This window comes from Streptomyces sp. NPDC001157, assembly GCF_053598255.1.
Window position 1 is genome coordinate 1 of the sequence record NZ_JBSFJW010000057.1, and the last position, 23,306, is coordinate 23,306.

Genomic DNA, 23,306 nt, shown 5'->3' on the forward strand with positions numbered 1-23,306 from the left:
GAGGTACGACAAACTCGCGGTCCGCTACGAAGCGACCGTGCTGGTCGCAGTCCTCAATGAGTGGCTGTGACCAGCACTTTCACAACAGACCCTAGGCGGGGGCTGTGTCCACCGCGCTGTCCGCATTGCGGGACGGCCCTCTTGACGTGGCTCCGAGCCGGAACGACACTCCAGGAGAGAATCCTAGTGAATAGGTAGGGAAACGCATGGGGCGCCTTGAGCCGGTCACCGTCCGAGTGATCCGTCCGCCTCTCCTCACCTCCCGCCGTCACATCGATCTGCAGCGTGTCTGCAGTGCGATCAGCCCCCAGGGCTGAGTTGCCCGACGTCGCTTCCGCCGCGCGTACGTCCGCGCCCTCTCCCGGGGAGATCCATGTCTGTCACGCCTCTCGCCGCCCACACCTCCGCCCAGCCCGCGCCCGCCTTCCGCGGCCGCATCGGCAGCGACGCCCGCAGCGGTCACTACGCCGTACCGGGCCGCTACCGCCTCCATCTGTCGACCGCGTGTCCCGACGGCCTGCGCATCGCCGTCACCCACAGCCTGCTCGGCCTGGACACCGTCTGTCCGGCGACCTTCCTGCCCGCCGTCCCCGACACCCCCGACGGCAGCCACTGCGCCCTGCGCCCGCTGTACGAGGCGAGCGCCCACCACTACACCGGCCCGGCCCTCGCGCCCGTGCTCAGCGACGACTGGTCCGGGCGGATCGTCAGCACGCACGCCCCGGACATCATGCGCGACCTCGCCCGCCGCTTCGGCAGCGACCGGCCCTCGCCGTATCCGTGCGGCGCGGAGTCGGAGATCGAGGCCGTCGAGCGGATGTGCGCGCACGGCATCCAACAGGCCGCGCAGCGCGCCGGATCGGCCGGCGGTGAGGAGTCGGAGCGTGCGGCGGCGCTGGAGACGCTGCTCGAAACGCTCGGTGCGCTGGAGCGGTGGCTGGTCGGACGGACGCACATGATCCGTGACGAAATCACCGCCGCGGACGTCGAGTTGTGGGTCGGGCTGGTCCAACTCGACACCGTGCACCGCAATCACCTGGACGCCTCCGCCGTCCAGCGGATCGCCGACCATCCCACTCTGTGGGCCTACGCCCGCCGTCTGGCCGCCCATCCGGCCTTCGGCACCCATCTCGACCTGGACGGCATCGCCCGGCGCCACCATGCCCGCTGCCAGGGCCTGGAGGCCGCCGGAGCCGCCGTCCAGATCCTGGACTGGACGGCACACGCCGCCCGCTAGCCGTTCCACTCGGTGGACCGGCGTTGACATTCCCTCCGGCTACTGTCTTAACTTTGCCCACCTTTCGGTAAGCGCGAGGCCCACGAGGGCCGGAACAGTGATGGTGACGCCATGCACGCAGCTCCCAGGACGGCCGTCCGCCGCCCTCAGGGCTGCGTACAGCCGTACGCGAGCCTGCTGAACCTGTTCGCCGCCGACCGCGCTGTCGATCTGCTCCGCGTGAACAGCGCACTGTGTACCGCACCGGGCTGTGCCCGCTGTCGGGGCTGACACCTCACCGCAGCCCCCGCACTCCCTGACGAACACCGCCCGCGCGGTGTGTCGTTGTCCTCCACACCCCCGGTGCCCCTGCACATCCGTGCGCTGAGCAAGCCGCTCCAGCGCACGGCTGCCGCGGCCCGCCGGGGTGTCCCACTCCGCCGGAGCCCACCATGAGTGAACCCCCTGGCGCCGCCGTCGCCCTCGCCGATGCGCCGCCCGCCGACGAACCGTCAAAGCCCCTCGCGGCACAGCGAGTTCTGCCGCTGCGCAGGCCGGGACGCTGGATTGCCACCGCCGTCGTCCTGGTCCTCGCGGCCCAGTTCGTACACGGCCTGACGACCAACCCGTTCTACCAGTGGGACCGCTTCGGCTACTGGTTCCTGCGGCCCAACATCCTCGACGGCCTGCTCATCACCCTCGAAGTCGCCGCCTACAGCGCGGTGTTGGGCCTGGCCGGCGGTATCGTCCTCGCCCTGGCCCGGCTCTCGAAGAGCCCGGTGCTGCGCGCCGTCAGCTGGACCTACATCTGGGCGCTGCGCTCCATCCCGCTCATCGTGGTACTGCTCTTCCTCTACAACTTCAGTGCCCTGTACGAGACGTTGAGCGTCGGCGTCCCCTTCGGACCCGCCTTCCTCACCTTCGACGAGTCCAAGCTCGCCACCGACATGGTCGTCGCCGTCATCGGCCTCAGCCTCAACGAGGCGGCCTACGCGGCCGAGGTCGTCCGCGGCGGCATCCTCTCCGTCGACCAGGGCCAGCAAGAGGCGGCAGCCGCCCTCGGACTGCCGAAGGGCTACCAGTTCACGAAGATCGTCTTCCCGCAGGCGCTGCGCTCGATCACCCCGAACTACGTCAACCAGCTCATCGGCCTGATCAAGAGCACCTCACTGGTCTTCTACGTCTCGCTGCTCGACCTGTTCGGCACCGCACAGTCCATGGGCGCCACCTACCCCGGCGACATCGTGCCGCTGCTGCTGGTCTCCACCGTCTGGTACCTGATCCTGACCAGCGTCGTCTCCGTCATCCAGTTCTACGTCGAGCGGTACTTCGCCCGGGGCGCCACCCGCTCCCTGCCGCCGACACCGTTGCAGAAGCTCCGCACCGGTCTCACCGACCTGCGAGCCCGTATCCGCAGGGAGGCCGCCGTATGAGCGCCGAGACCCTCGAACCGCTGGCCGGCGTCGAGGCCGCGACCGTCGAGGTGCACGACGTGCACAAGTGGTACGGCGCCCACCGCGTGCTGAACGGCATCGACCTGACGGTGCGGCCGGGCGAGGTGACCGTCATCCTCGGACCGTCCGGCTCCGGAAAGTCCACCCTGCTGCGGGTCATCAACCACCTGGAGAAGCCGGAGATCGGCCACGTCAGCATCAACGGCGAACTGATCGGCGTGAAGAGGCACGGCGACCGGCTGAAGGAGCTCAGCGAGCGGGCCATCCTCACCCAGCGCGGCCGGATCGGTTTCGTCTTCCAGAACTTCAACCTCTTCCCGCACCTGACGGTCCTGGACAACGTGGCCGCCGCCCCGGTCGCCACCGGCAGGCTCAGCAAGCCCGAAGCCCAGGAACTGGCCCGCGAGTTGCTCGGCCGGGTCGGTCTCGCCGACAGGACCGGCGCCTATCCGCGCCAGCTCTCCGGTGGCCAGCAGCAGCGCGTCGCCATCGCCCGCGCCCTCGCGCTGCGCCCCGGCGTCATCCTCTTCGACGAGCCCACCTCCGCCCTCGACCCCGAACTCGTCGGCGAAGTCCTCGCCGTCATCAAGGACCTGGCGACCAGCGGCACCACCCTCGTCATCGTCACCCACGAGATCGGCTTCGCCCGCGAGATCGCCGACCGGGTCGTCTTCATCGACGGCGGAAGGATCGTCGAACAGGGCCCGCCCTCCGAGGTCCTCGACAAGCCCCGGCACGAGCGCACCAGGGACTTCCTCAGCAAGGTCCTCTGACCCACCGCACGCGCCCGGCGCACCCACGATTTCCCCCCACGCCACCACCCTCATCACCCTCCTGAGCGACAAGGAACGGCCATGTCTGTCCACTTCACCCGACGCAGCCTGATACGCGGCATCACCGCGGCGACCGCGGTCGCCTCCCTCGCCAGTGGGCTCGCCGCCTGCGGTGGGGACAGCGACGCCGCCACCACGACCGGCGCGGCCGGCAGTGTGACCGTCGGACAGCTCTCCAACGGCGCCGCCGAGCAGACCGGCCTCAAGGTCTCCGAGGTGAAGTCGATCAGCGCGGAGCTGCCCAAGTCCGTGAAGAGCAGCGGCAAGCTGGAGATCGGCATCGGCGCCCTGCCCGCCGGGTTCGCCCCGCTGGCCTACGTCGGCAGCGACCAGAAGACCCTCACCGGAGCCGAGCCCGACTTCGGCCGCCTGGTCGCCGCGGTCCTCGGCCTGAAGCCCGAGCTGAAGAACTTCACCTGGGAGAACCTCTTCGTCGGCATCGACAGCGGCAAGGTGAACGTGGCCTTCTCGAACGTCACCGACACCGAGGAGCGCAAGAAGAAGTACGAGTTCGCCTCCTACCGCAAGGACAACCTCGGCTTCGAGGTGCTGAAGTCCAGCAAGTGGAACTTCGACGGCAACTACGAGAGCCTCGCGGGCAAGACCGTCTCCGTCGGTGCCGGCACCAACCAGGAGAAGATCCTCCTGGAGTGGAAGAAGAAGCTGGAGAGCGAGGGCAAGAAGCTCACCGTCAAGTACTACCCGGACCGCAACGGCACCTACCTGGCCCTGAACAGCGGCAAGATCGACTCCTTCTTCGGACCGAACCCCGGCATCGCGTACCACATCACCCAGTCCGCGAAGACGCCCAACCCGACGCGCAACGCGGGCACCTACTCCGGCGCCGGTGCCTCGCTGCAGGGCCTGATCGCGGCCACCGCCAAGAAGGACAGCGGCCTCGCCAAGCCGCTCGCGGACGCCATCAACCACCTGATCAAGAACGGCCAGTACGCGAAGTGGCTGAAGGCCTGGAACCTCTCCAACGAGGCCGTCGCCAAGTCCGAGGTCAACCCGCCCGGCCTGCCGCTCGACAACTCCTGACCCGCCCCAGACAGGGGACCCCGCCGCCGCCCCGCGGCGGGGTCCCCGCGCCCGAGCGGTTCCACGGAAGTTCAGGCACGCACACACGCCGCCCGCCGCCGCGACACCAGCCGCTGCCGCATCGGCGCGGGAACGCACCCGCACTTCCCGGAGCCCCTTGCCCTCTCGGAGACCGCCCCACGATGTCCGCCACCAGCATCGAAGCCACCTCCTCACGCCTTCTGGACAACCCCGCCTGGGCGGCCCTCACCGGCCCGCACGCCCACTTCGCCGAGCGCGTCGGCCGCGCCGCCCGCTACCGGCAGGACGTGGCCCCCTTCTACGCCGTCACCGACACCGGCGACCCGCGGGCCTGGGCCGACCTGGCCACCCTCGTCGGCCCCGACGGCACCGCCTCGGTGCGCGGAGTGACCGAGGCACCGGCCGGATGGGAGATCCTGCGCACCGGACACGGCGTCCAGCTCGTGGACACGAGCCTGCGCGCCGAACCCGACCCCGAAGCCGTACGGCTCGGCGCCGAAGACGTCCCCGAGATCCTCGACCTGGTCGCCCGCACAGAATCGGGCCCCTATCTGCCCCGCACCGTCGAAATGGGCACCTACCTCGGCATCCGCCATCGCGGCCGGCTGATCGCCCTGGCCGGCGAACGCCTCCACCCGCCCGGCTGGACCGAGATCAGCGCCGTGTGCACCGACCCCGCCCACCGAGGCCGGGGCCTGGCCACCCGCCTGGTCCGCGCCGTCGCAGCCGGCATCAAGGAGCGCGGCGAGCGCCCCTTCCTGCACGCCAGGGCCACCAATTCCAACGCCATCCGGCTCTACGAGTCGATCGGCTTCACCCTGCGCCGCCGCACGGTGTTCTCGCTCGTACGGCCGACCGGAGCCGTCGCCCTGGAAGAAACGGCATAGCCGTGGCGTTGTCCTTGTCGAAGGCTGACTGTTCGCACGTTCAGGCGGAGGTGTGGGACGTGACACGTGCACTCTGCGTCCGCGCCCACAATCCGCGCCGCCGTGTCCGCCTCCATTCCCGGCCCCATATCGACCTCCAGCGCGTGGCCGGCGCCCTCTGTTGCTCCTGACCGGTTTCCCCTGCCGCCTTGTGCCCCGATCCAGCGGGCCGGCGATCTCGTACGGACCTCCAGGAAGGCACCCTCGTGTCCTCAACTCCCGCTTCCCACCTGCACCTTGCCGTCGCCCTCGACGGCACCGGCTGGCATCCCGCCTCCTGGCGCGAGCAAGTCGCCCGCCCCCGGGACCTGTTCACCGCCGGATACTGGGCCGACCAGGTCGCCGAGGCCGAGCGCGGACTGCTCGACTTCGTCACCCTCGAAGACGGCCTCGGCCTCCAGTCCTCGCACTACGGCGAGCTGGACGGCCGTACCGACGAGGTACGCGGTCGCCTCGACGCCGTACTGATCGCCTCCCGCATCGCGCCCCTCACCCGGCACATCGGCCTGGTGCCGACCGTGATCGCCACCCACACGGAGCCGTTCCACATCTCCAAGGCGATCGCCACCCTCGACTACGTCAGCACCGGCCGCGCCGGGCTGCGCGTGCAGATCACCGCCCGCCCGCACGAGGCCGACCACTTCGGCCGCCGCACCTTTCCGCCCATCAACCTGGAGGAACTCCGGAGCCCGGCCGGACAGGAACGGCTCACCGACCTCTTCGACGAGGCCGCCGACTACGTCGAGGTCGTGCGCCGGCTCTGGGACAGCTGGGAGGACGACGCGGAGATCCGCGATGTGACCACCGGCCGCTTCATCGACCGCGAAAAACTGCACTACATCGACTTCGAGGGCAAGCACTTCAGCGTCAAAGGCCCCTCCATCACCCCGCGCCCGCCGCAGGGCCAACCCCTCGTCACCTCTCTCGCCCACCAGACCGTCCCCTACCGCCTGGTGGCCCGCCAGGCCGACGTCGGATACGTCACCCCGCACGACACCGACGAGGCGCGTGCCATCGTCGCCGAGATCCGCGCCGAACAGGAGGCCGCGGGGCGCGCCGGTGAACTCGTGCACGTCTTCGGCGACTTGGTCGTCCTCCTCGACGACGAGCAGTCCGCCGCCGAGGACCGCCGCGCCCGCCTCGACGCCCTCGCGGCAGAGCCGTACACCAGCGACGCACGCATCTTCGCCGGTACGCCCGCCCAACTCGCAGATCTGCTTCAGGAGTTGGGGGAGGCGGGGCTGAGCGGCTTCCGGCTTCGGCCCGCCGTCGCCGGGCACGACCTCCCCGCCATCACCCGGGGCCTGGTCCCCGAACTCCAGCGCCGGGGCGCCTTCCGCACCGCCTACGAGGCCGACACCCTGCGCGGTCTGCTGGGCCTTGCCCGCCCCGCCAACCGCTACGCCGCCGCCACCGCCTGAGCCGGAAGGACCGCACCGACATGAGCAAGCCCCTGAAGCAGATCCATCTGGCCGCGCACTTCCCGGGCGTCAACAACACCACCGTGTGGAGCGACCCGAAGGCCGGCAGCCACATCGAGTTCAGCTCCTTCGTCCACTTCGCGCAGACCGCCGAACGCGCCAAGTTCGACTTCCTCTTCCTCGCCGAGGGCCTCAGGCTCCGCGAACAGGGCGGGAAGATCTACGACTTGGACGTCGTCGGCCGCCCCGACACCTTCACGATCCTGGCCGCGCTGGCCGCCGTCACCGAACACCTGGGCCTGACCGGCACCATCAACTCCACCTTCAACGAGCCCTACGAGGTGGCCCGCCAGTTCGCCAGCCTCGACCACCTCTCCGGCGGCCGCTCCGCCTGGAACGTCGTCACCTCCTGGGACGCCTTCACCGGCGAGAACTTCCGCCGCGGCGGCTTCCTCCCGCAGGACGAGCGCTACTCCCGCGCCAAGGAGTTCCTCACCACCGCGCACGAACTCTTCGACTCCTGGCACGGCGACGAGATCATCGCCGACCAGGCGACCGGCGTCTTCCTGAAGGACGCGAAGGCCGGGTCCTTCGTCCACTCCGGCCGGCACTTCGACATCCACGGCCAGTTCAACGTGCCGCGCTCCCCGCAGGGCCGCCCGGTCATCTTCCAGGCCGGCGACTCCGACGAGGGCCGCGAGTTCGCCGCCTCCTCCGCCGACGCGATCTTCAGCCGGTACGCCACCCTGGAGGCGGGCCGGACCTTCTACAAGGACGTCAAGAACCGCCTCGCCAAGTACGGGCGCAGCCACGACCAGTTGCTCATCCTGCCCGCCGCGAGCTTCATCCTCGGCGACACCGACGCGGAGGCGGAGGAACTGGCCAAGGAGGTGCGCCGCCAGCAGGTCAGCGGGGCCACCGCCATCAAGCACCTGGAGTTCGTCTGGAACCGGGACCTCTCCTCCTACGACCCGGAGGGCCCGCTGCCCGACATCGACCCGGAGGTCAGCGACAACCACATCTCCAAGGGCCGCGCCCAGGTGCGCATGTACCGCGACCCGCTGGCCACCGCCCGCGAGTGGCGCGAGCTGGCCGCCGCCAACAACTGGTCCATCCGCGACCTCGTCATCGAGACCGGCAACCGCCAGAACTTCATCGGCTCACCGGCCACCGTCGCCAAGACCATCAACGACTACGTCCAGGCCGACGCCAGCGACGGCTTCATCCTGGTCCCGCACATCACCCCCAGCGGCCTCGACGTCTTCGCCGACAAGGTCGTCCCGCTGCTCCAGGAACAGGGCGTCTTCCGCACGGAGTACGAGGGCCCGACCCTCCGCGACCACTTGGGCCTCGCCCACCCGGACCAGGTGGCCGACGACCAGCGGGCAGCCTCGTGAAGTTCCTCGCGATCACCCTGATCGTGCACCGCCCGGACCCGGTCACCGGGGTGCGGAAGTCCACCCACGACCGGTTCCGAGAGGTGCTCGACAACGCCCTGCTCGCCGAGGAGCTGGGCTTCGACGGCTTCGGCGTGGGAGAGCGGCACGAGCGGCCGTTCATCTCCTCCTCGCCGCCGGTCGTGCTCAGCCACATCGCCGCACTGACGAAGCGCATCCGGCTGTTCACCGCGGTGACGACCCTCAGCCTGCTGGACCCGGTCCGCGCCCACGAGGACTACGCCACCCTCGACCACCTCTCGGGCGGCCGACTCGACCTGATCATCGGCAAGGGCAACGGAGCCGCCCAGCGCGACCTGTTCCACGTCACGCCCGAGGACCAGTGGGAGCGCAACGCCGAGAGCTACGAGGTGTTCCGGCAGATCTGGCGGCAGGACAAGGTGACCGCAGCGACCCGCTTCCGCCCCGAGTTGGTGGAGGCGGAGGTGTGGCCGCGCCCCTACCAGCAGCCGATCCGGGTCTGGCACGGCAGCGCGACCAGCAAGGAGTCGGTCGACCTCGCCGCCCGCTACGGCGACCCGCTGTTCTCGGCCAACGTCACCAACCCCATCGAGCCGTACGCCGAGTTGATCCGCCACTATCGTGAGCGCTGGGAGCACTACGGCCACGACCCGGCACGGATCGCGGTCGGCGCGGGCACGGCAGGCATCCTCGTCGCTCCGACCACCCAGGAGGCGCTGGCCGCCTACCGTCCGATCTTCGAGTCCAACCTGGCGTTCTTCAAGAGCGCGGGACTACCGGTCGTCTTCGAGACCCTGGAGGACTTCGTCGAGCGCAGCTCCGCCCTGATCGGCAGCCCGCAGCAGGTCATCGACAAGGTGCACCGCTACCACGAGGAGTTCGGCCACACGGTGGTCCACCTGCACGCGGACGCGAGCGGTCTGACCGACATCCAGCACCGCGACTCGCTGGAACTGTTCCAGTCGGCGGTGGCACCGACACTGCGCAAGTCCATCCCGGACCCGCCCTTCGACTGGGGTCCGGTGCTGCCGGGAACGCCGACCAGCGAGGAGCCGGCCCGGGCCTGACATCCCCCTCGGCGTCGTCGACCTGGTGCCGAACGCCTCGGTAAGGGTTCGGCATGAGCTCGGTATGACGGGCGCCGATCGCCGGGCACAGCGCGGTCCGGCCGGTCGAGGGCGGCGTAAAGTGCCTGGCCGGGTCCGGTCGGGTGGCCCGACACGCCGTGGAGGGAGCGCGCGATGGCAGGTCCGCCGGAACTCACCGTGGGGCGGCTGCTGTCCTCATGGCAACCGGACGTGCCCGCGCTGCTCCTCGTCGTGCTGTTGGGCGCCCTGTACGGCTGGGGCGTGCTGCGGCTTCGGCGCCGGGGCGAACGCTGGCCCGTGGTCCGTATCGCCGCCTTCGTGGTGCTCGGTCTCGGCACCCTCGTCGTGGCGACCATGTCGGCCCTCGCCGTCTACGACCACGTGCTGTTCTGGCCGGCCGCCGTACAGAACATCCTGCTCGACCTCGTCGCACCGCTCGGCCTGGCGCTGGGCGACCCCCTGCGCCTGGCCGTGCGCGCCCTTCCCGAAGATGGCGCCGGGCGTGTCCAACGGGCGATGACCGGTCGTCTGGTACGCCTGCTCACCTTCCCGCTGGTCAGCACGGCCCTGGTGCTGGCGACGGAACTGACCGTGTACTTCACGCCGTACTTCGAGACGGCCCTGCGCCATGGCTGGCTGCACCAGCTGATGTATCTGCACCTACTGATCGCCGGCTGCCTGTTCGTGGTGCCGGTGCTCACCCGCGAGGAGGCGCTGCCCGCTTGGTGCACCCATCCCGTGCGGGCGGCGCTGGTGTTCCTCGACGGCATCGTCGACGCCGTCCCCGGCATCGTGGTCATGACCCACGGCACGCTGATCGCCGGCGCCTGGTATCTGCACCACGCCCCGCCCTGGTCGCCGGACGTGCACCACGACCAGCAGCTCGGCGGCGGCGCCATGGTCGGTATCGCCGAGCTGGTGGCCCTGCCCTTCCTGCTCGCCATCCTGGTCCAGTGGGCCCGCACCGAACGCGCCACGACCGCAGCACTGGACCGCCGCCTGGCGACGGAACTGATCCCGGCGGCGCCGACGGAGGGGCAGACCGAGTCGCCGGATCTCGTACGGCCATGGTGGGAGACCGAGAACAGCGAGGTCGCCCGGCGCATCCGGGAGCAGCGACAGGCGGCGCGGTGACCTGCGCCGGACCGCGTTCCACGGCAGCTCGCTACGCATGACGATCGGTCACGAGAGCCCTCAGCAGCCAACGGCACATGCCCGCGCCGCCGTGTCCCGTCAGGCGTCCCGCGTGACGACCCACGGATTGCCCACCCGCACATGCACCGCTCCGGTCTCCGCGGCCGGCAGCCGGGCAATGGTCGCCTCCTGCCGGCGGACGGCGGCGGGGCGGCGGTGCACGATGTGGCCGCAGTCGTCGGAGGCGGCGGCCAGTGACGTCTCGTCCATGACGAGCGTCCCGTCCGGCGCGGGGATCTCTGCGAGGTGCCGCCCGGAACCGGTCACGGCCCGGCTCCGGGCGGCGAGGCCGAAGCCGACCGCCGCCGCACCCGAGGCCATGAGCCCGCGCGGCAGGGCACGGGGGAGTGGATCAGGTCATTTCTCAAGGGTGAGCGACGCCCGGGTCGGCCTGCCCAAGGCCCAGAAGAGCACGCCCAGGAGCATGAACCCGGCGAGCGGGACGGCCTCCGTCAGCAGGTACTTCCAGCGCTCGTCGTGACTCCAGCCGTCCGGCGCGTAGGCGGATCCGAACCAGTGGTCGCCGACCCCGGGGGCGACCAGCTGCACGCTGGCGAACAGGATGAGCACGGTCAGGACGACGCTGATCGTGCGGGGGATGGGCGCCTTGTACGGGCGGGGGACGTCCGGGGCCTTGCGGCGCAGTACCGCGAGGGCCGGGAAGATGCCCAGGTAGCTGACGAGCGTGGTGGAGACGGCGAGGCCGAGGACCGCGCCGAAGAGCTTGGCCGCGCTGCCGTGGGTCAGTTCGTGGGCCAGCACCAGGACGACGGTGGAGACCAGGCCGCTGAGGATGTTGACCCGCACGGGGGTGCCGAACCGGCTGGAGATGACGCCGAGGAAGCGGGGCGCGGCGCCGTCGTAGCCGGAGACGGCGAGGGCGCGGTCGGAACCCATGATCCAGGTGACGCCGGAGGACAGCACCGTGAGGATGAACATGATCGCGGCGAAGTCGCCGAGCAGGCTGCCGGCGCCGCTGAGGGTGGCCGTGCCGTCGGAGGCGACGTGGCCGCCGTAGACGGTGAAGACCTGCCGGATCGCGTCGATGAACCCGCCGAGACCGGTGACGGCCTTGACCGGCAGGACGAGCAGGATGCCGAGGATCGGCAGTGCGTACAGCGCCACGGCGAGGGCGGCGCTGCGGAAGATGGCGAAGGGCACGTCCTTCTGGGCGTCGGTCATCTCGTCGCCCGCGGTGTTGGGCAGTTCGAAGCCGACATAGTTGAACATCAGCACCGGCACCAGACCGACGAAGCCCGCGTACGTCGGCGAGAAGTCGCCGGCTCCGAAGCCGTGCAGGCCGTGCTTGATCCCGTAGATCACGACGGTGACGGTGAACAGGCCGAGGAGGACGAAACGGCTCCAGGCGCCGATGGTGGGAATCCACTTGCCGACGTCGAAGGAGAGGATCGCGGCGAGCACGCCCACCCACACGAACACGAGGGTGAAGACGTAGAAGGCCGGGGTGCTCAGGTCCTTGCCGTCGTTGAAGAAGGTGGTGAAGGCCGTCACGGCGGAGACGGAGAGCGTGCCGCCCAGCCACACCGGGTTGGTGATCCAGTAGAGGAAGTTGTTGACGGCGCCCGCGAGACGCCCGAAGGCCCGGCTGGTCCAGATGTAGGGACCGCCCTCGTCGGGGAACGCGGCCCCGAGTTCCGCGGTCAGCAGCGCGGAGGGCACGAAGAACACGACAGCGAGCACGATCAGCCAGGTGAACGCCTCGGCACCGGACGAGGCCACCGTGCCGATGGTGTCCACGCCGACGATGGTGCACAGGAGGAAGAAGAGGATGTCGAAGCGGCCGAAATGCTTGCGCAGCTTCTGCCGCTCCGTCTGGGCCGTTGCCGGCTCGGACGCTATCTGGCCAACGGTCACGAGAACTCCTGCGTGCGCGCGAGGTAGGGGTGCGATTCGGCCAATGATCGGCGCCGCCACACAACCGCACAAGCGTTCCTGCACAAGTCTTGACCATTGCCGGGGCGCCCTACCGCGGCGGAAACCCTGCCGAAACATCGGACGCGGCGGGCGTGGCGCAGTTGGATACGGCAGCGCCGCCGTCGGAGCGGGCCTCCAGTGCCCGCAGTACGGCCACCATGTCCTCGTCCCCATGGCCCTGCGCCACGGTTTCGCCGAACAGGGTGTGGCAGACGTCGAGCAGAGGGGAGGCGAGACCGGCCTTGCGGGCGGCCGCCGCGATCAGCCGGTTGTTCTTGAGGACGTCCGCGGCCGCCGCCTGGACGGCGAAGTCACGGTCCAGCAGTTTGGGTGCCTTCATCCGGGAGACGGCGCTGGCCATCGGGCCCGCGTCCAGGACATCCCGCAGCAGCCGCGGGTCGAGGCCATGCCGGTCGGCGAAGTGAAAAGCCTCGGTCAGCCCGGTGACCAGCGTGATCAGGAACAGGTTGACCGAGAACTTCATCAGCAGCGCGCCCGGCACAGGCCCGCAGGCGAACGTCTCCCGGCACATGGGGGCCAGCAGGGGCCGTACGGCCTCCACGGCCTCGTCGTCCCCCGCCAGCATCGCCACCAGCTGCCCCTGCTCCGCCGGGACCCGGGACCCGGAGACCGGGGCCTCGACGTAACGCCCGCCCACGCCGTGGACGGCCTCCCGCAGCCCGGCCGAGTACTCCGGCGAGGTCGTGCCCATATGGACGACCGTGCGCCCGGCGATCCGCGCGGCGAAATCCGGGGTGCCGCACCCCAGGACCGCGTCGACGGCGCTCTCGTCGGCCAGCATGAGGATCACCGTCTCCGCCCGGTCGAAGACCTTGACGGGCCCGGCCGCGATCTCGGCTCCGGCGGCACGCAGGGGCTCGCACCGGGCCGGTGTGCGGTTGAAGACGATCAGAGGTGTCCCGGCGCGGGCGAGGTTGAGCGCCATGGGCTGCCCCATGACCCCGAGGCCGATGAAACCCACGTACACGATGTCCCACCGCCCTGGCTGATACCGATCCGGCCGACGCGGAGACCGAGTGCGCCGGCTCGGCTATGACAGCGGTCATAGTAGCCCGCACTATGACGGCGGTCATAGAGTGCAGGGAGTCATCGAGGCATGGAGAGGATGGGAGGAGACCGGGGATGACGGCCGCAGGGGCGCCGCGGCGTGGACCACGGGAGCGGATGGTCTTCGGTGCGGCCCAGCTCATCCGGCGCGACGGGGTCGCCTCCACGGGGATGCGGGAGGTCGCCGCGTACGCCCAGGCGCCGCGCGGCTCCCTCCAGCACTACTTCCCCGGCGGCAAGGAGCAGCTCGTCAACGAGGCGGTGGGCTGGGCCGGGAGATACGCCGGCAACCGCATCGACCGCTTCCTCGCCGCGCTGCCCACGCCGACACCCGGCGGGCTGTTCGCCGAGATGGTGCGCCAGTGGACCGACGAGTACGAGAGCGCCGGATTCGCGGGCGGCTGCCCGGTGGCCGCAGCCACGGTGGACTGCGCCGATTCCACCGCCTCGACACGGGAGGCGGCGGCCGCCGCGTTCGGCACGTGGACCGGCTCGGCCGCCCGGGCCCTGACGGACATGGGCGTACCCGAAGACCGGGCCGGGGCGCTCGCCACGCTCATGATCGGAGCACTGGAGGGGGCGATCCTCATCGCCCGGGCCGAGCAGAACGTCCGCGCCCTGACGAGCGTGTCCCGGGAACTGGGCCCCCTCCTGGACGCGGCGGTGGACAAGGGCGGCGACTGACCCCGGCCCGGGTCACTCCTTCCAGTCGAGCTGACGCTCGGGAGTCCCCGCCGAGCGCCCGTACGCGATCGCTTCGGTGCGCCCCGCCGCGCCGATACCGACCGATCCGATGTGCGACTGCCGCCGCGTGGCCTTCCCGGCCAGGACGACCACGCGCTCGTCCTCCGCGGTGAAGTCCGCGTACCAGCCGCTCTCCGGCTCCAGCGCTTCGGCGAGCGCCTGCGCGAGTCCGCTCACATGCCACCACCGACATCGCCCCGGAACGGTTCCTTGCGGCAGCGACCCCGGACATGGATCGGGGAACGGTTCCCTCCCCCGAAGGTACCGTTCCCCGACCGCTCCCCCGGCGCCGGACTGTGGGCCGGCTGACCGCGTGGGCGCGGATCTGTGCTGTCACCAGCACATGACCGCTGTTTCCCCCGGACCCCACGCGGAGTACAGACGTACTCGGACAAAGTAGCGGCGGCCCTTGACGAGCCGGGCCTTGATGGTGGCGTTGTGCGGTGCTCCGCCGTCGTCCCGGCCGGCGAGGTAGCGGGGCTCCCCGTCCCGTTCCTCGAAGACCACGACGACGCAGTCGCTCGCGCCGAAGGTGCCGATGGTGTACTCGCGGGTCTCCGGCGGATCGACGGTGAAGTCGGCCTGCTCGCCGGCGCCGAGGCCCAGCGGCGCGGAGCGGAAGGGCACCAGCGCGGGCGGCCTCGGCACGTCGGCCGGCGGGTACCAGCGCAGCACGAACTCCTTGTCGGCCGGCGAGAGCGTGCCGGGCGGGTGCAGGCCCCCGCGGAACTGCTCCGGCTCCAGGATCAGCCCGTCCGAGAACGGATACTCCATGATCGACTGCGGGTCCCAGACGGAGCCGTTGACCTCGTCCGGGTCGAGCTTGCGCAGGATGTTGAAGTACGTCCTGTCCCGGCTCCAGAAGTTCGGCGGGCCCGCCAGATCGGCGTAGACGGCCTCGTCGTCCCAGTGGATGCCGGCGAACGGGCTCTGGTGCTCGTGCAGCATGCCGAGGGCGTGCCCGATCTCGTGCAGGGCGGTCCCGCGCTCCCCGGGCGCGGTCAGGTCCCAGCCGAAGTTCATGGTCCGTTCGTTCTGCCCGGCCTGCAGACAGTCCTTGCCCACCATCGACCAGGAGCCGTCACCGAGCTGGAACCCGATGCGCAGCTCGGCCTCCGAGCGGTCGCCGACCTCGACGAAGGACACGCCGATGCCGAGGCCCTGCCACTCCTGGAAGCACTCGCGCACCACGTCCCGCTGCTCCTTGGCACCGACCCACGACACCCGGCGGGACTGACCGGTTCCGGGTACGGGAATGACCGACCCGTCGTTGTCGCCGTCGAAGAACCAGTAGTGCAGCACGGTGCCGTTGACCCACATCGACCGTCCGCCGATGAGCGCACTGAGCCGCTCGGCGGTCAGCCCCGGTGTGAAAGCGGGGGCCGACTGCTGCGCGAGGGAGCAGTAGCGTCCGGTCATGCGCACAGGTTGCCGTGGCCAGGGTCACAGGCGCCTGAGTCGGGGGCTACTCAAGTCACCCTGTATCAGGGTTGAGTACTCGCGCTCATACTCCCGTGACGACTTTCGAACGCGACGCGAAGGCCCTTGAACTGCCCTGGCAGTTCACCGGACGTGAGGACGAGCTCGAGCTGATCCGCCGCTCCCTGACCGCAGGCCGGCACGGCATCGTGGTGACCGGCCCGGCCGGTTGCGGCAAGACCCGGCTGGTCACCGAGGCCGTACGGGGCAGCGACCTCGTCCGGGCGGCCGGGACACCCGAGACCAGGCACATCCCCTTCGCCGCGTTCGCCCATCTGCTGCCCGAGGCGGTCTCCCTGCACCGCGCCGTCCAACTCCTGTCCGGGGTACGGCTGCTGGTGGTCGACGACGCGCATCTGCTCGACGACGCCTCGGCCGCCCTCGTGCACCAGCTGGCCGTGCACGGCCGCACCCGCCTGGTCGTCGTCGCCGCCGACGGCGGCCCGTGCCCCGGGGCGATCTCCCGGCTGTGGACCGGTGAGTTGCTGCCGCGCCTCGCCCTGGAGCCGCTGCCCCGCGAGGACACCGAACAGCTCCTCGCGGCGGGCGTCGGAGGCAGCATGGAGCCACTCACCCTGAACCGCCTCCACCACCTGTGCCAGGGAGATCTGCGGCTGCTGCGCGAACTGGTGGCCGCGGTGCGCGCGGGTGGCCTGCTGACCCGTCTCCTCCCGGACTCGGAGGAATGGGCGTGGCGGGGCCCGGTGCCGGTGACGCCAGCCGTCCGTCGGCGCACCGCGGAGCTCCTGGAACGTCCCTGCCCCGAGGAACGCAAGACGCTCGAACGCCTGGCCTTCGCAGAGCCCCTTCCCCTGCACATGGACGACTTCGACCTGCGGATCCTTGAAGACCTCGAGGCCGACGGCGTCATCCGCATCGACGACCAGGGGGACCAGGGCGCCGTCCGCCTCGCCCACCCCCTGCACGGACCGGTGCTGCGCGCCGCGGCCGGCAGGCTACGGGCGAGGCGGCTGGCCCGCACACCGGCCCAGTGCGCCGCGGCCCTCGCCGCCGAGTCGGCCGTGCTGACCCGCCGGATCGAGCAGGCGGACGTACGGCCGCTGCCGACGCCCGTGGGGGAGTGGCTCGTACAGGAGGGCGCCCTCGTGCCCGCCGGGTACGCGGCCGTACGGGCGCGGTTCTCGCGGCTTCGGGGGGAGCTGCGGGAGGCGGCGGCCTGGGCGAGGGAAGGGCTGCGGGGCGCTGTGGGGGATGCGCCCTGCCGCACCGAACTCGCCCTGGCCGCCGCGCAGTCCGGGGACGCGGCGACCGCCCGGGAAGCCATGGCGGGCAGCCCGGACCTGGACGAGCCCTCCGCATGGCTGATCGCGGCCCGCGGGGACCTGGACGGGGCGCTCGCGGCGATCGGCGACGCCACCGACGGCATGGTGCAGCGGTACGACGACGGCGGCGACCCTATGGCCGGCGGCTCGGACAGCGCGCTCGCCCTCTACGACGCCGTACGCCTCGGCGCCCCCGAGAAGGTCGCCGAACGCCTCCCCGCCGACGGTGTGTTCGCCCTGCATGCCGAGGCGCTGGCCCGTGGGGACGGTCCGGCGCTGGACCGGGCCGCGGAGGCACTGGAGGGGCGCGGGTTCCTGCTGTTCGCCGCCGAGGCGCACGCACAGGCCGTACGCGCGCACCGCGACCCGCGCGCCGCACGCACCTCACGCACGCGTGCCGTCGCCCTCGCCCGCCGCTGCCAGGGCGCCCGGACCCCGGCCCTGTCTGGGCTGGTCCTGGGTGAACTGACCGCCCGCCAGCGGCAGATCGTCACCCTGGCGGCCGCGGGCCTGAGCAACCGACAGATCGCGGAACAGCTGACGCTGTCCATCCGCACCGTCGGCAACCACCTCTACAGCGCCTACGCCCGGCTCGGTGCGAGCGACCGGGGTGCACTGCCGTGGCTCGTCGAGCTGCCGGACACGCAGCCGGCCTGAGCCACGCCCATGAACCGGCGGTCTGACCCCCAGTATTCGGGGGAGGGGTCAGGCCGCCGACCGCTGCCGGGAGCGCCGGGCGTGTCCCGTCAGGCGTACTTCCAGCGCCACGCGTTCGAGCTGTACGTGCACTTGATCGGCGTGCCGCCGGCGGTGGTGGTGACGGCCCCGTGGTCGCTGTTGCGGCAGAACTGTCCCGCCGAGTAGCAGTTGCCCGAGTTGGACTTGATCGAGCAGGTGGCCACGCTGTCCTGGCTGCTGCTGCCGCTGTTGCTGCTGGTGTTGCTGCCCGTCCCGGCGGCTTGGGCGGCGGCCGTTCTGGTGACGGTGACCGTGGGGCCGGGCTTGGCCTTGGCCTTGAGGGTTTCGGTGACCGTCGGGCCGGGCTCGGGTGTGGCCGTCACGGTCGCCGTGATCGTCGTCGCGGGCTTGACCTTGGCCTCGACGGGCTGCTTGCCGTCGTTCGCGGGGGAGGCGATGAGCGCGCCCGCGAAGAGGAGGCCCGCGCCGCCGAGCCAGACGCGCTTGCGCTTGCGCAGCGGACGGATGTCCGGCGGGCGTGGCGCCGGCGGTATGGGTGCCGTGTACGGGTTGGTCATCTCGTCCCCCCTGGGTGTTTCTGGTGGAGTGACCGTAGTGCCCCACAAGGCGACATGTGAAGGATGTGTAAGGAGGGTGATCATTCCGTGATTGTCGTCCTGGGCTGCCGAGTACAGAACTCGCCCCCGCACGCCGCCGGTTCAGGCGGCCCCGAACGCCGTGAACGCCCACCCCGTCGCCTGATGCAGTGCATCCCCCGGCAGTGAGGCGCGCGCGTCGCGCAGGGCCTCGGCCAGGGACAGGCCCGCGCTCAGGCCCTTGTGCAGGGCGAGCATCAGCGGCACCACGGCGTGGTCGTTGACGGGTGCGCTGCTGGCCAGCACTCCGGCTGTGCCGAGCGGAAGGAGGGCGGTGACCAGGCCGAGGAGTTCGTCCGCGCCGACCGAGGCGAAGCGGGCGGTGTCGCAGCTGGACAGGATGATCCGGTACGGGCTGCGGTCCAGGCGTTCGAAGTCGTGGACGATGAGCGGGCCGTCGGCCATCCGCAGCGCGGAGAACAGGGGGCTGTCGGCGCGGAAGGTGCCGTGTGCGGCGATGTGGGCCAGCGCGGCGCCGTCCAGTTCCTCCAGGACGCGCGGCACGCGTGCGTCGTCGTGTTCCAGGAGGGTCGGTCTGCCGTAGCGGTCGGCGAGTTCGGGCACTTCCGCGCCGCCGGTGGCGAGGCCCGGCCCGCGGACCAGGACGTGGCGGCCCCCGGGCGGCGGCTCCGTCTCGTGGGCGCGCAGCCAGCTGCTCGCCGACGGCGACACGCTCAGCACCCGTTCCCGAAGCGAGGGCAGCAGCGCCCACGGCACGCGGTGCAGCCGGCCTGGCGGCACGACCACCACCGGGCCCGAGCCCAGGTGGGCGGCGGCCGGGCCGAGCAGCAGCTCCTCCAGGCGGCGGCCCATGGCCTCGACCACCGGAAGGCGGGCTTCGGCGCCCGGGTGGGCCAGCCGCCGAAGCCCGGCTTGCACATGCTCGGCCTCGGTCTCGGCGTCGGCGAGCAGCCCCGCCTCGAACCGCCGCACCCGCCCCTGCCCGCACAGCAGCACCTGGACCCGCCCGTCGAGCACGGCGAGCTCCACCAGCCGCACCTCGCCCAGCCGTTCGAGCAGCCGGCCGGGCCTGAAGCGGTCCTCGGTGCCGGGCGCGTCGCCGCGCATGTGCAGGGTCCGGGAGCGGATCTCCCGCTCCAGACGCCGCTGTTCACGCTCCAGGGTGGGGATCGGGCGGCCGTCGCTGCGGGCCTCCTCCGCGCGGGCGGCGATCTCCCGGAACGCGGTCAGATTGCCGAGCAGGGCCGGGTCGGCGGGCGGCCGGGTGGGCGGCGTGGACAGGACGGTGGCCCGCCAGCGTTCGCTCCACATCAGCAGTCGGCGCGGGCTGCCCGAGTCGAGGCTGGCCTGCTGGGCCATCGCGGCCAGCTCCGCGCCCTGTTCGGTGGCGCGGGCCCGCAGCTCGGAGGCGCCCAGCGTCATCCGATGGTCGTCGAGCACGTCGAGGCCGCGCCGGCACGCTTCCAGGACGCCCCGGCCGGATCCCGCGGCCCGCGCGCGCAGCGCCTGCGCGGCCCAGCCCGTCATCCGCGCCAGCGGCGGCCCGCTGTGCCGACTGCGGGCGGCGACGGCCAGATGCCGTTCCGCGTCCGCCGTCCAGCCGAGACCGAGCGCGATCCGGCCGGCGAGCAGCGAGGCCTCCGGGGCGGCCGGCGCGCCGAACGAGGCGAGCCGTTCGGCCACCGCCGCCGCATCCGCGACCAGGCGTCCCGAGCGGCGCCCTGTGGCCACCCGCGCCTCGATCAGCACCAGTCGGGCATGCGTCTCCCACCAGGTGCGCCGCTGCCCGGCGAACAGCCGCACGGCCAGCGCCGCGCGTGCGATCGCGGTGTGCGGATCGCCCGCCAGACGGGCCGCGCGGGCCGCGACCAGCAGCAGCTCCGCCTTGCGGGTGGACTGCCCGCCGATGCCGTCGAGCGCCCGTATGGCCGTGTCGGCCTCGGCGAGCGCCTCCGGGGCGAGCCCGGCGGCCATCAGGACCTCGCAGCGCCGGATGTAGAGCATGAACGACGGCGTGCCGAGCTTGGCGTAGCGCTCCTCGGCCTCGTCCAGCAGCCGCAGCGCGAGGGGGATGTCGCCCGACCGGAACGCGGCAAGTCCCCGGCTCTCCACCACGTCGGCCTTGTCGTGCTCCTGGCCGGTGGTGTCCCACTGCGCATGCGCGGCGGTGAAGTCCGCCTCCGCCCGGTCCACCGCGCCGAGCGCCAGATGCACCGTGGCGCGCAGGGTCAGCGCCCGTGCCGTCCAGATGACGTCGTCCGCCTGCCGAAGCACCGGAATCGCCTTGCGTACGTCCTCCAGCGCCTCCCGGTGCCGGCCCAGCACCCAGGAGGCGTAGGCCCGCCGGAACAGGACCCGCGCGCGGGTGTGCCCGCTGCTCACGGCGACACCCCGCTCCAGGGCCTCCAGGCCCTGGCGGGTGCGGCCGGAGTGCACCAGCGCCACGCCGAGGGTGGCCAGGATGTCGCCCTCCCGGTCGGGCGCCTGGGCGCGCGCCGCCAGATCGCGGGCGCGACGCAGATGGTGCAGCGCGATCCGCATGTCGCCCCAGTCCCGCTGCCAGATGCCGATCACCTGATGCGCGACGGAAGCGCGCCACGGCGTCGGATCGCTGTCCAGCACGGCCTGTGCCCGCGCCAGAGCCTCGCCCGGGTCGGCGAACACCATCGGCAGCAGTTCGAGAACCGAGTCGCTTCCCGCTGTCACTCAAAGGATGGTAGTGGCCCGTGGTTGCGCCCCACACCGGTTTGGCGCTGTATCAATAGACGGCTCGGCGACTCTGATTGACGACTGTCGCCTCAAGGGGGAGGACACGCCATGGCACCTCAGCGATTCCACGAGCAGTTCGACCAGATCCAGCGTTCGATGCCCGACGTCGCCCTGGCGATGGGACCCGACGACGCAGCGGAGTTCATCTATGAGAAGGGCGTGGTCCTGGCCCGCGACGGTGAGGAGGCGCGGCTCGTCGAGGACACCGTGCGCGGCCACTTCACCGAGGCGACCGGACTGACCGCCGACCATGTGCGGCGGGTCGGCCCGGAGACCAACCGCTCGGGCATCACCCGTATCCAGGTCGGCGACCCCGGCCATGGCGACCGGCGCGGCGACCGCGCGGTCGCGCACGCCCTGCGGGCCATGCGCGAGCACGAGGGGCGCGCCCGGCGCCGGCTGGTCAGCCGCAACCACGTGGTGTCGATCGCGGTCAACTCCTGTCCCGGCGACGAGCCCGTGCCCGCCCCGCTCACCCAGGGCACCAACCCGGCCGCGGCCGAGGCCGGCTACGACGCGGACACCGCCGTCGGCGTCCTCGTCATCGACAACGGTCTCACCCACGACCACGGTATGGTCCCGCTGCTCGCCCACGTCCAGGGCGACCTGCACGGCACCGAGACCGACGCCCAGGGCAACCTGCTGCAGTACGTCGGCCACGGCACGTTCATCGCGGGTGTCCTCGCGGCCGTCGCACCCAACACGAACATCACTGTGCGCAACACCCTCAACGACGCGGGCGCGATCCTGGAGGACCAGTTCGGGCAGCGGCTCTTCGACGCCGTCGACGAGCACGGCTGGCCTGATGTCATCAGCCTCTCCGCCGGCACCGCGGGCGGCCGCGACGACGGTCTGCTCGGTGTGCAGAGCTTCATGCAGGAACTGCGGCAGCAGCGCACCCTGCTGGTCGCCGCGGCCGGCAACAACTCCAGCGCGTCGAAGTTCTGGCCCGCCGCCTACGCCGACCTGCCGGACTACGAGGACACCGTGCTGTCGGTCGGAGCGCTGCGCAGCGACGGCGAGTTCGGCGCCTGCTTCTCCAACTACGGCTCCTGGGTGAAGGCCTACGCTCCCGGAGAGCGGCTGACCAGCACGCTGACCGGCTTCGACGCACCCGTGCCGTACCTCTATCAGCACTCCACCTACGACGAGTGCCGGTACCACTTCACGTACGCGTGCACCTGCCAGTACCCGCGGCACACCGGCGTGCTGAGCACGACGGGAACCCCCACCGCAGGCAAGGCGGACCAGGTGATGTTCGAGGGCTACGCCCACTGGAGCGGCACGTCGTTCGCCGCCCCGGTCGCCGCGGGCATGGTCGTCGCCTACATGACGGCCAACAAGCTGGCCGATGCGCGCGCCGCCCGCACGAAGCTCCTCGCGGAGACCGGGGCGTACGCGGAGGTGCGCGGGGCGCATGTGCCGGCGCTGCGTCCGCCGACATGGCACCCCACGCCCGTCACGCGGTTGGCACCTCTCGCATGAGGTCCGGAACGGTCCCCTCCACGGCGTACGATGACTTGCCGTACACGAGGGGTGGGGCCGTGGACCGAGCAGATGTCGGCGCGTTGGTCCAGTCCGCCGTCGACGGCGACGCGGCGGCCTGGAAGGCGCTCGTGGAGGGGCTGAGCCCACTGGTGTGGTCCGTCGTGCGCGCGCACCGGCTCTCCGACGCCGACGCGCACGAGGTGTACCAGACGGTGTGGTTCCGCTTCGCCCAGCACCTGGGGCGCATCCGCGAACCCGACAAGGCCGGGTCGTGGCTGGCGAGCACAGCGCGCCACGAGTCCCTGAAGGTCCTCAAGAGCTTAAGGCGGCTGACCCCGACGGACGATCCGCAGCTGCTCGACCGGGTCAGTGAGGACCGTACGCCCGAGCAGTCGTTCCTCGACCTGGAGGAGGCGGCCGCCGAGACCGAGCGCATCCGGCACCTGTGGCAGGAGTTCGCGGAACTCGGCGATCGCTGCAGGCAGTTGCTGCGCGTCCTGATGGCCTCGCCGCCGCCCAGCTACCAGGAGGTGTCCGCGGCGCTGGGCATCGCCGTGGGCAGCATCGGACCGCTCCGCCAGCGCTGTCTGCGGCGCCTGCGGGCACGACTGGAAGCACGGGGAGCGGTGTGAC

Annotated in this window: 22 protein-coding genes; 15 read left to right on the forward strand and 7 right to left on the reverse strand. The window is 71.4% G+C overall.

What is annotated here, in order from left to right; translation table 11 throughout:
* The first annotated feature begins 206 nt into the window (after window positions 1-206).
* From ACWDAG_RS44995 to ACWDAG_RS45045, 11 genes are all read left to right on the forward strand, one after another.
* Complete coding sequence (locus ACWDAG_RS44995) at window positions 207-317, forward strand: putative leader peptide (RefSeq protein ID WP_389088082.1); 111 nt, start codon at window positions 207-209, stop codon at window positions 315-317.
* A 56-nt stretch (window positions 318-373) separates the two neighbouring features.
* A complete protein-coding gene (locus tag ACWDAG_RS45000; protein WP_450701371.1) occupies window positions 374-1,237 on the forward strand; it encodes a glutathione S-transferase family protein in 864 nt (287 codons plus the stop codon).
* 431 nt (window positions 1,238-1,668) lie between these two features.
* Window positions 1,669-2,649, forward strand: coding sequence for an amino acid ABC transporter permease (locus ACWDAG_RS45005; RefSeq protein ID WP_450701372.1), 981 nt, complete (start codon window positions 1,669-1,671; stop codon window positions 2,647-2,649).
* Window positions 2,646-3,443, forward strand: a complete 798-nt coding sequence (locus ACWDAG_RS45010; RefSeq protein WP_450701373.1) for an amino acid ABC transporter ATP-binding protein — start codon at window positions 2,646-2,648, stop codon at window positions 3,441-3,443. Before ACWDAG_RS45005 ends, ACWDAG_RS45010 begins: the two co-directional genes overlap by 4 nt.
* Window positions 3,444-3,524: 81 nt before the next feature.
* Window positions 3,525-4,544 (forward strand): transporter substrate-binding domain-containing protein, encoded by a 1,020-nt coding sequence (locus ACWDAG_RS45015; RefSeq protein ID WP_450701374.1) that lies wholly within the window; start codon window positions 3,525-3,527, stop codon window positions 4,542-4,544.
* 182 nt (window positions 4,545-4,726) lie between these two features.
* Entirely contained in the window at window positions 4,727-5,452 is a 726-nt protein-coding gene (locus ACWDAG_RS45020) for a GNAT family N-acetyltransferase (protein ID WP_450701375.1), read from the forward strand.
* Between the two features lie 59 nt (window positions 5,453-5,511).
* Window positions 5,512-5,622, forward strand: a complete 111-nt coding sequence (locus tag ACWDAG_RS45025) for a putative leader peptide (RefSeq protein ID WP_450701376.1) — start codon at window positions 5,512-5,514, stop codon at window positions 5,620-5,622.
* 75 nt (window positions 5,623-5,697) lie between these two features.
* Window positions 5,698-6,912, forward strand: coding sequence for an LLM class flavin-dependent oxidoreductase (locus ACWDAG_RS45030; protein ID WP_450701377.1), 1,215 nt, complete (start codon window positions 5,698-5,700; stop codon window positions 6,910-6,912).
* A 20-nt stretch (window positions 6,913-6,932) separates the two neighbouring features.
* On the forward strand, window positions 6,933-8,309 hold the full coding sequence (locus ACWDAG_RS45035) for an NtaA/DmoA family FMN-dependent monooxygenase (RefSeq protein ID WP_450701378.1): 1,377 nt from the start codon (window positions 6,933-6,935) through the stop codon (window positions 8,307-8,309).
* Entirely contained in the window at window positions 8,306-9,397 is a 1,092-nt protein-coding gene (locus ACWDAG_RS45040) for an LLM class flavin-dependent oxidoreductase (RefSeq protein ID WP_450701379.1), read from the forward strand. The genes ACWDAG_RS45035 and ACWDAG_RS45040 overlap by 4 nt, the downstream gene beginning before the upstream one ends.
* A 174-nt stretch (window positions 9,398-9,571) precedes the next feature.
* Window positions 9,572-10,552, forward strand: a complete 981-nt coding sequence (locus ACWDAG_RS45045) for a cytochrome c oxidase assembly protein (RefSeq protein ID WP_450701380.1) — start codon at window positions 9,572-9,574, stop codon at window positions 10,550-10,552.
* A 99-nt stretch (window positions 10,553-10,651) separates the two neighbouring features.
* On the opposite strand, the gene ACWDAG_RS45050 is transcribed toward ACWDAG_RS45045, so the two are convergent.
* From ACWDAG_RS45050 to ACWDAG_RS45060, 3 genes are all read right to left on the reverse strand, one after another.
* Entirely contained in the window at window positions 10,652-10,933 is a 282-nt protein-coding gene (locus tag ACWDAG_RS45050) for a hypothetical protein (RefSeq protein ID WP_450701381.1), read from the reverse strand.
* A gap of 36 nt (window positions 10,934-10,969) precedes the next feature.
* Window positions 10,970-12,487: an APC family permease gene (locus ACWDAG_RS45055; RefSeq protein ID WP_450701382.1), complete on the reverse strand. Its 1,518-nt coding sequence runs from the start codon at window positions 12,485-12,487 to the stop codon at window positions 10,970-10,972.
* A gap of 109 nt (window positions 12,488-12,596) precedes the next feature.
* The gene (locus tag ACWDAG_RS45060) at window positions 12,597-13,538 is read right to left on the reverse strand and encodes an NAD(P)-dependent oxidoreductase (RefSeq protein ID WP_450701408.1); all 942 of its coding nucleotides are present in this window, start codon (window positions 13,536-13,538) and stop codon (window positions 12,597-12,599) included.
* A gap of 152 nt (window positions 13,539-13,690) precedes the next feature.
* Between ACWDAG_RS45060 and ACWDAG_RS45065 the strand changes: the two genes are divergently transcribed.
* A complete protein-coding gene (locus ACWDAG_RS45065; protein ID WP_450701383.1) occupies window positions 13,691-14,299 on the forward strand; it encodes a TetR/AcrR family transcriptional regulator in 609 nt (202 codons plus the stop codon).
* A 12-nt stretch (window positions 14,300-14,311) separates the two neighbouring features.
* Here ACWDAG_RS45065 and ACWDAG_RS45070 read toward each other — a convergent pair whose 3' ends face one another.
* Window positions 14,312-14,536 (reverse strand): hypothetical protein, encoded by a 225-nt coding sequence (locus ACWDAG_RS45070; protein ID WP_450701384.1) that lies wholly within the window; start codon window positions 14,534-14,536, stop codon window positions 14,312-14,314.
* 156 nt (window positions 14,537-14,692) lie between these two features.
* Complete coding sequence (absR1, locus tag ACWDAG_RS45075; protein WP_450701385.1) at window positions 14,693-15,778, reverse strand: beta-glucuronidase AbsR1; 1,086 nt, start codon at window positions 15,776-15,778, stop codon at window positions 14,693-14,695.
* 95 nt (window positions 15,779-15,873) lie between these two features.
* On the opposite strand from absR1, the gene ACWDAG_RS45080 reads away from it, so the two are divergent.
* Window positions 15,874-17,778, forward strand: coding sequence for a LuxR family transcriptional regulator AbsR2 (locus tag ACWDAG_RS45080; RefSeq protein WP_450701386.1), 1,905 nt, complete (start codon window positions 15,874-15,876; stop codon window positions 17,776-17,778).
* An 89-nt stretch (window positions 17,779-17,867) separates the two neighbouring features.
* Here ACWDAG_RS45080 and ACWDAG_RS45085 read toward each other — a convergent pair whose 3' ends face one another.
* A complete protein-coding gene (locus ACWDAG_RS45085; RefSeq protein WP_450701387.1) occupies window positions 17,868-18,377 on the reverse strand; it encodes a hypothetical protein in 510 nt (169 codons plus the stop codon).
* Window positions 18,378-18,518: 141 nt separating this feature from the next.
* Window positions 18,519-21,083 (reverse strand): CHAT domain-containing protein, encoded by a 2,565-nt coding sequence (locus tag ACWDAG_RS45090; protein WP_450701409.1) that lies wholly within the window; start codon window positions 21,081-21,083, stop codon window positions 18,519-18,521.
* 150 nt (window positions 21,084-21,233) lie between these two features.
* Between ACWDAG_RS45090 and ACWDAG_RS45095 the strand changes: the two genes are divergently transcribed.
* Both ACWDAG_RS45095 and ACWDAG_RS45100 read left to right on the forward strand, forming a co-directional pair.
* Complete coding sequence (locus tag ACWDAG_RS45095) at window positions 21,234-22,670, forward strand: S8/S53 family peptidase (RefSeq protein WP_450701388.1); 1,437 nt, start codon at window positions 21,234-21,236, stop codon at window positions 22,668-22,670.
* A gap of 59 nt (window positions 22,671-22,729) precedes the next feature.
* Window positions 22,730-23,305, forward strand: a complete 576-nt coding sequence (locus ACWDAG_RS45100) for an RNA polymerase sigma factor (protein WP_450701389.1) — start codon at window positions 22,730-22,732, stop codon at window positions 23,303-23,305.
* Window position 23,306: the final 1 nt, after the last annotated feature.

Excerpts from the sequence above, each read along its gene's own strand:
- ACWDAG_RS45015 (WP_450701374.1), top strand. The coding sequence starts at position 3,525 with ATGTCTGTCCACTTCACCCGACGCAGCCTGATACGCGGCATCACCGCG.
- ACWDAG_RS45005 (WP_450701372.1), top strand. The coding sequence starts at position 1,669 with ATGAGTGAACCCCCTGGCGCCGCCGTCGCCCTCGCCGATGCGCCGCCC.
- ACWDAG_RS45090 (WP_450701409.1), bottom strand. The coding sequence starts at position 21,083 with ATGGTGTTCGCCGACCCGGGCGAGGCTCTGGCGCGGGCACAGGCCGTG.
- ACWDAG_RS45045 (WP_450701380.1), top strand. The coding sequence starts at position 9,572 with ATGGCAGGTCCGCCGGAACTCACCGTGGGGCGGCTGCTGTCCTCATGG.
- ACWDAG_RS45085 (WP_450701387.1), bottom strand. The coding sequence starts at position 18,377 with ATGACCAACCCGTACACGGCACCCATACCGCCGGCGCCACGCCCGCCG.
- ACWDAG_RS45095 (WP_450701388.1), top strand. The coding sequence starts at position 21,234 with ATGGCACCTCAGCGATTCCACGAGCAGTTCGACCAGATCCAGCGTTCG.
- ACWDAG_RS45050 (WP_450701381.1), bottom strand. The coding sequence starts at position 10,933 with ATGGCCTCGGGTGCGGCGGCGGTCGGCTTCGGCCTCGCCGCCCGGAGC.
- ACWDAG_RS44995 (WP_389088082.1), top strand. The coding sequence starts at position 207 with ATGGGGCGCCTTGAGCCGGTCACCGTCCGAGTGATCCGTCCGCCTCTC.
- absR1 (WP_450701385.1), bottom strand. The coding sequence starts at position 15,778 with ATGACCGGACGCTACTGCTCCCTCGCGCAGCAGTCGGCCCCCGCTTTC.
- ACWDAG_RS45035 (WP_450701378.1), top strand. The coding sequence starts at position 6,933 with ATGAGCAAGCCCCTGAAGCAGATCCATCTGGCCGCGCACTTCCCGGGC.
- ACWDAG_RS45010 (WP_450701373.1), top strand. The coding sequence starts at position 2,646 with ATGAGCGCCGAGACCCTCGAACCGCTGGCCGGCGTCGAGGCCGCGACC.
- ACWDAG_RS45065 (WP_450701383.1), top strand. The coding sequence starts at position 13,691 with ATGACGGCCGCAGGGGCGCCGCGGCGTGGACCACGGGAGCGGATGGTC.
- ACWDAG_RS45000 (WP_450701371.1), top strand. The coding sequence starts at position 374 with ATGTCTGTCACGCCTCTCGCCGCCCACACCTCCGCCCAGCCCGCGCCC.
- ACWDAG_RS45020 (WP_450701375.1), top strand. The coding sequence starts at position 4,727 with ATGTCCGCCACCAGCATCGAAGCCACCTCCTCACGCCTTCTGGACAAC.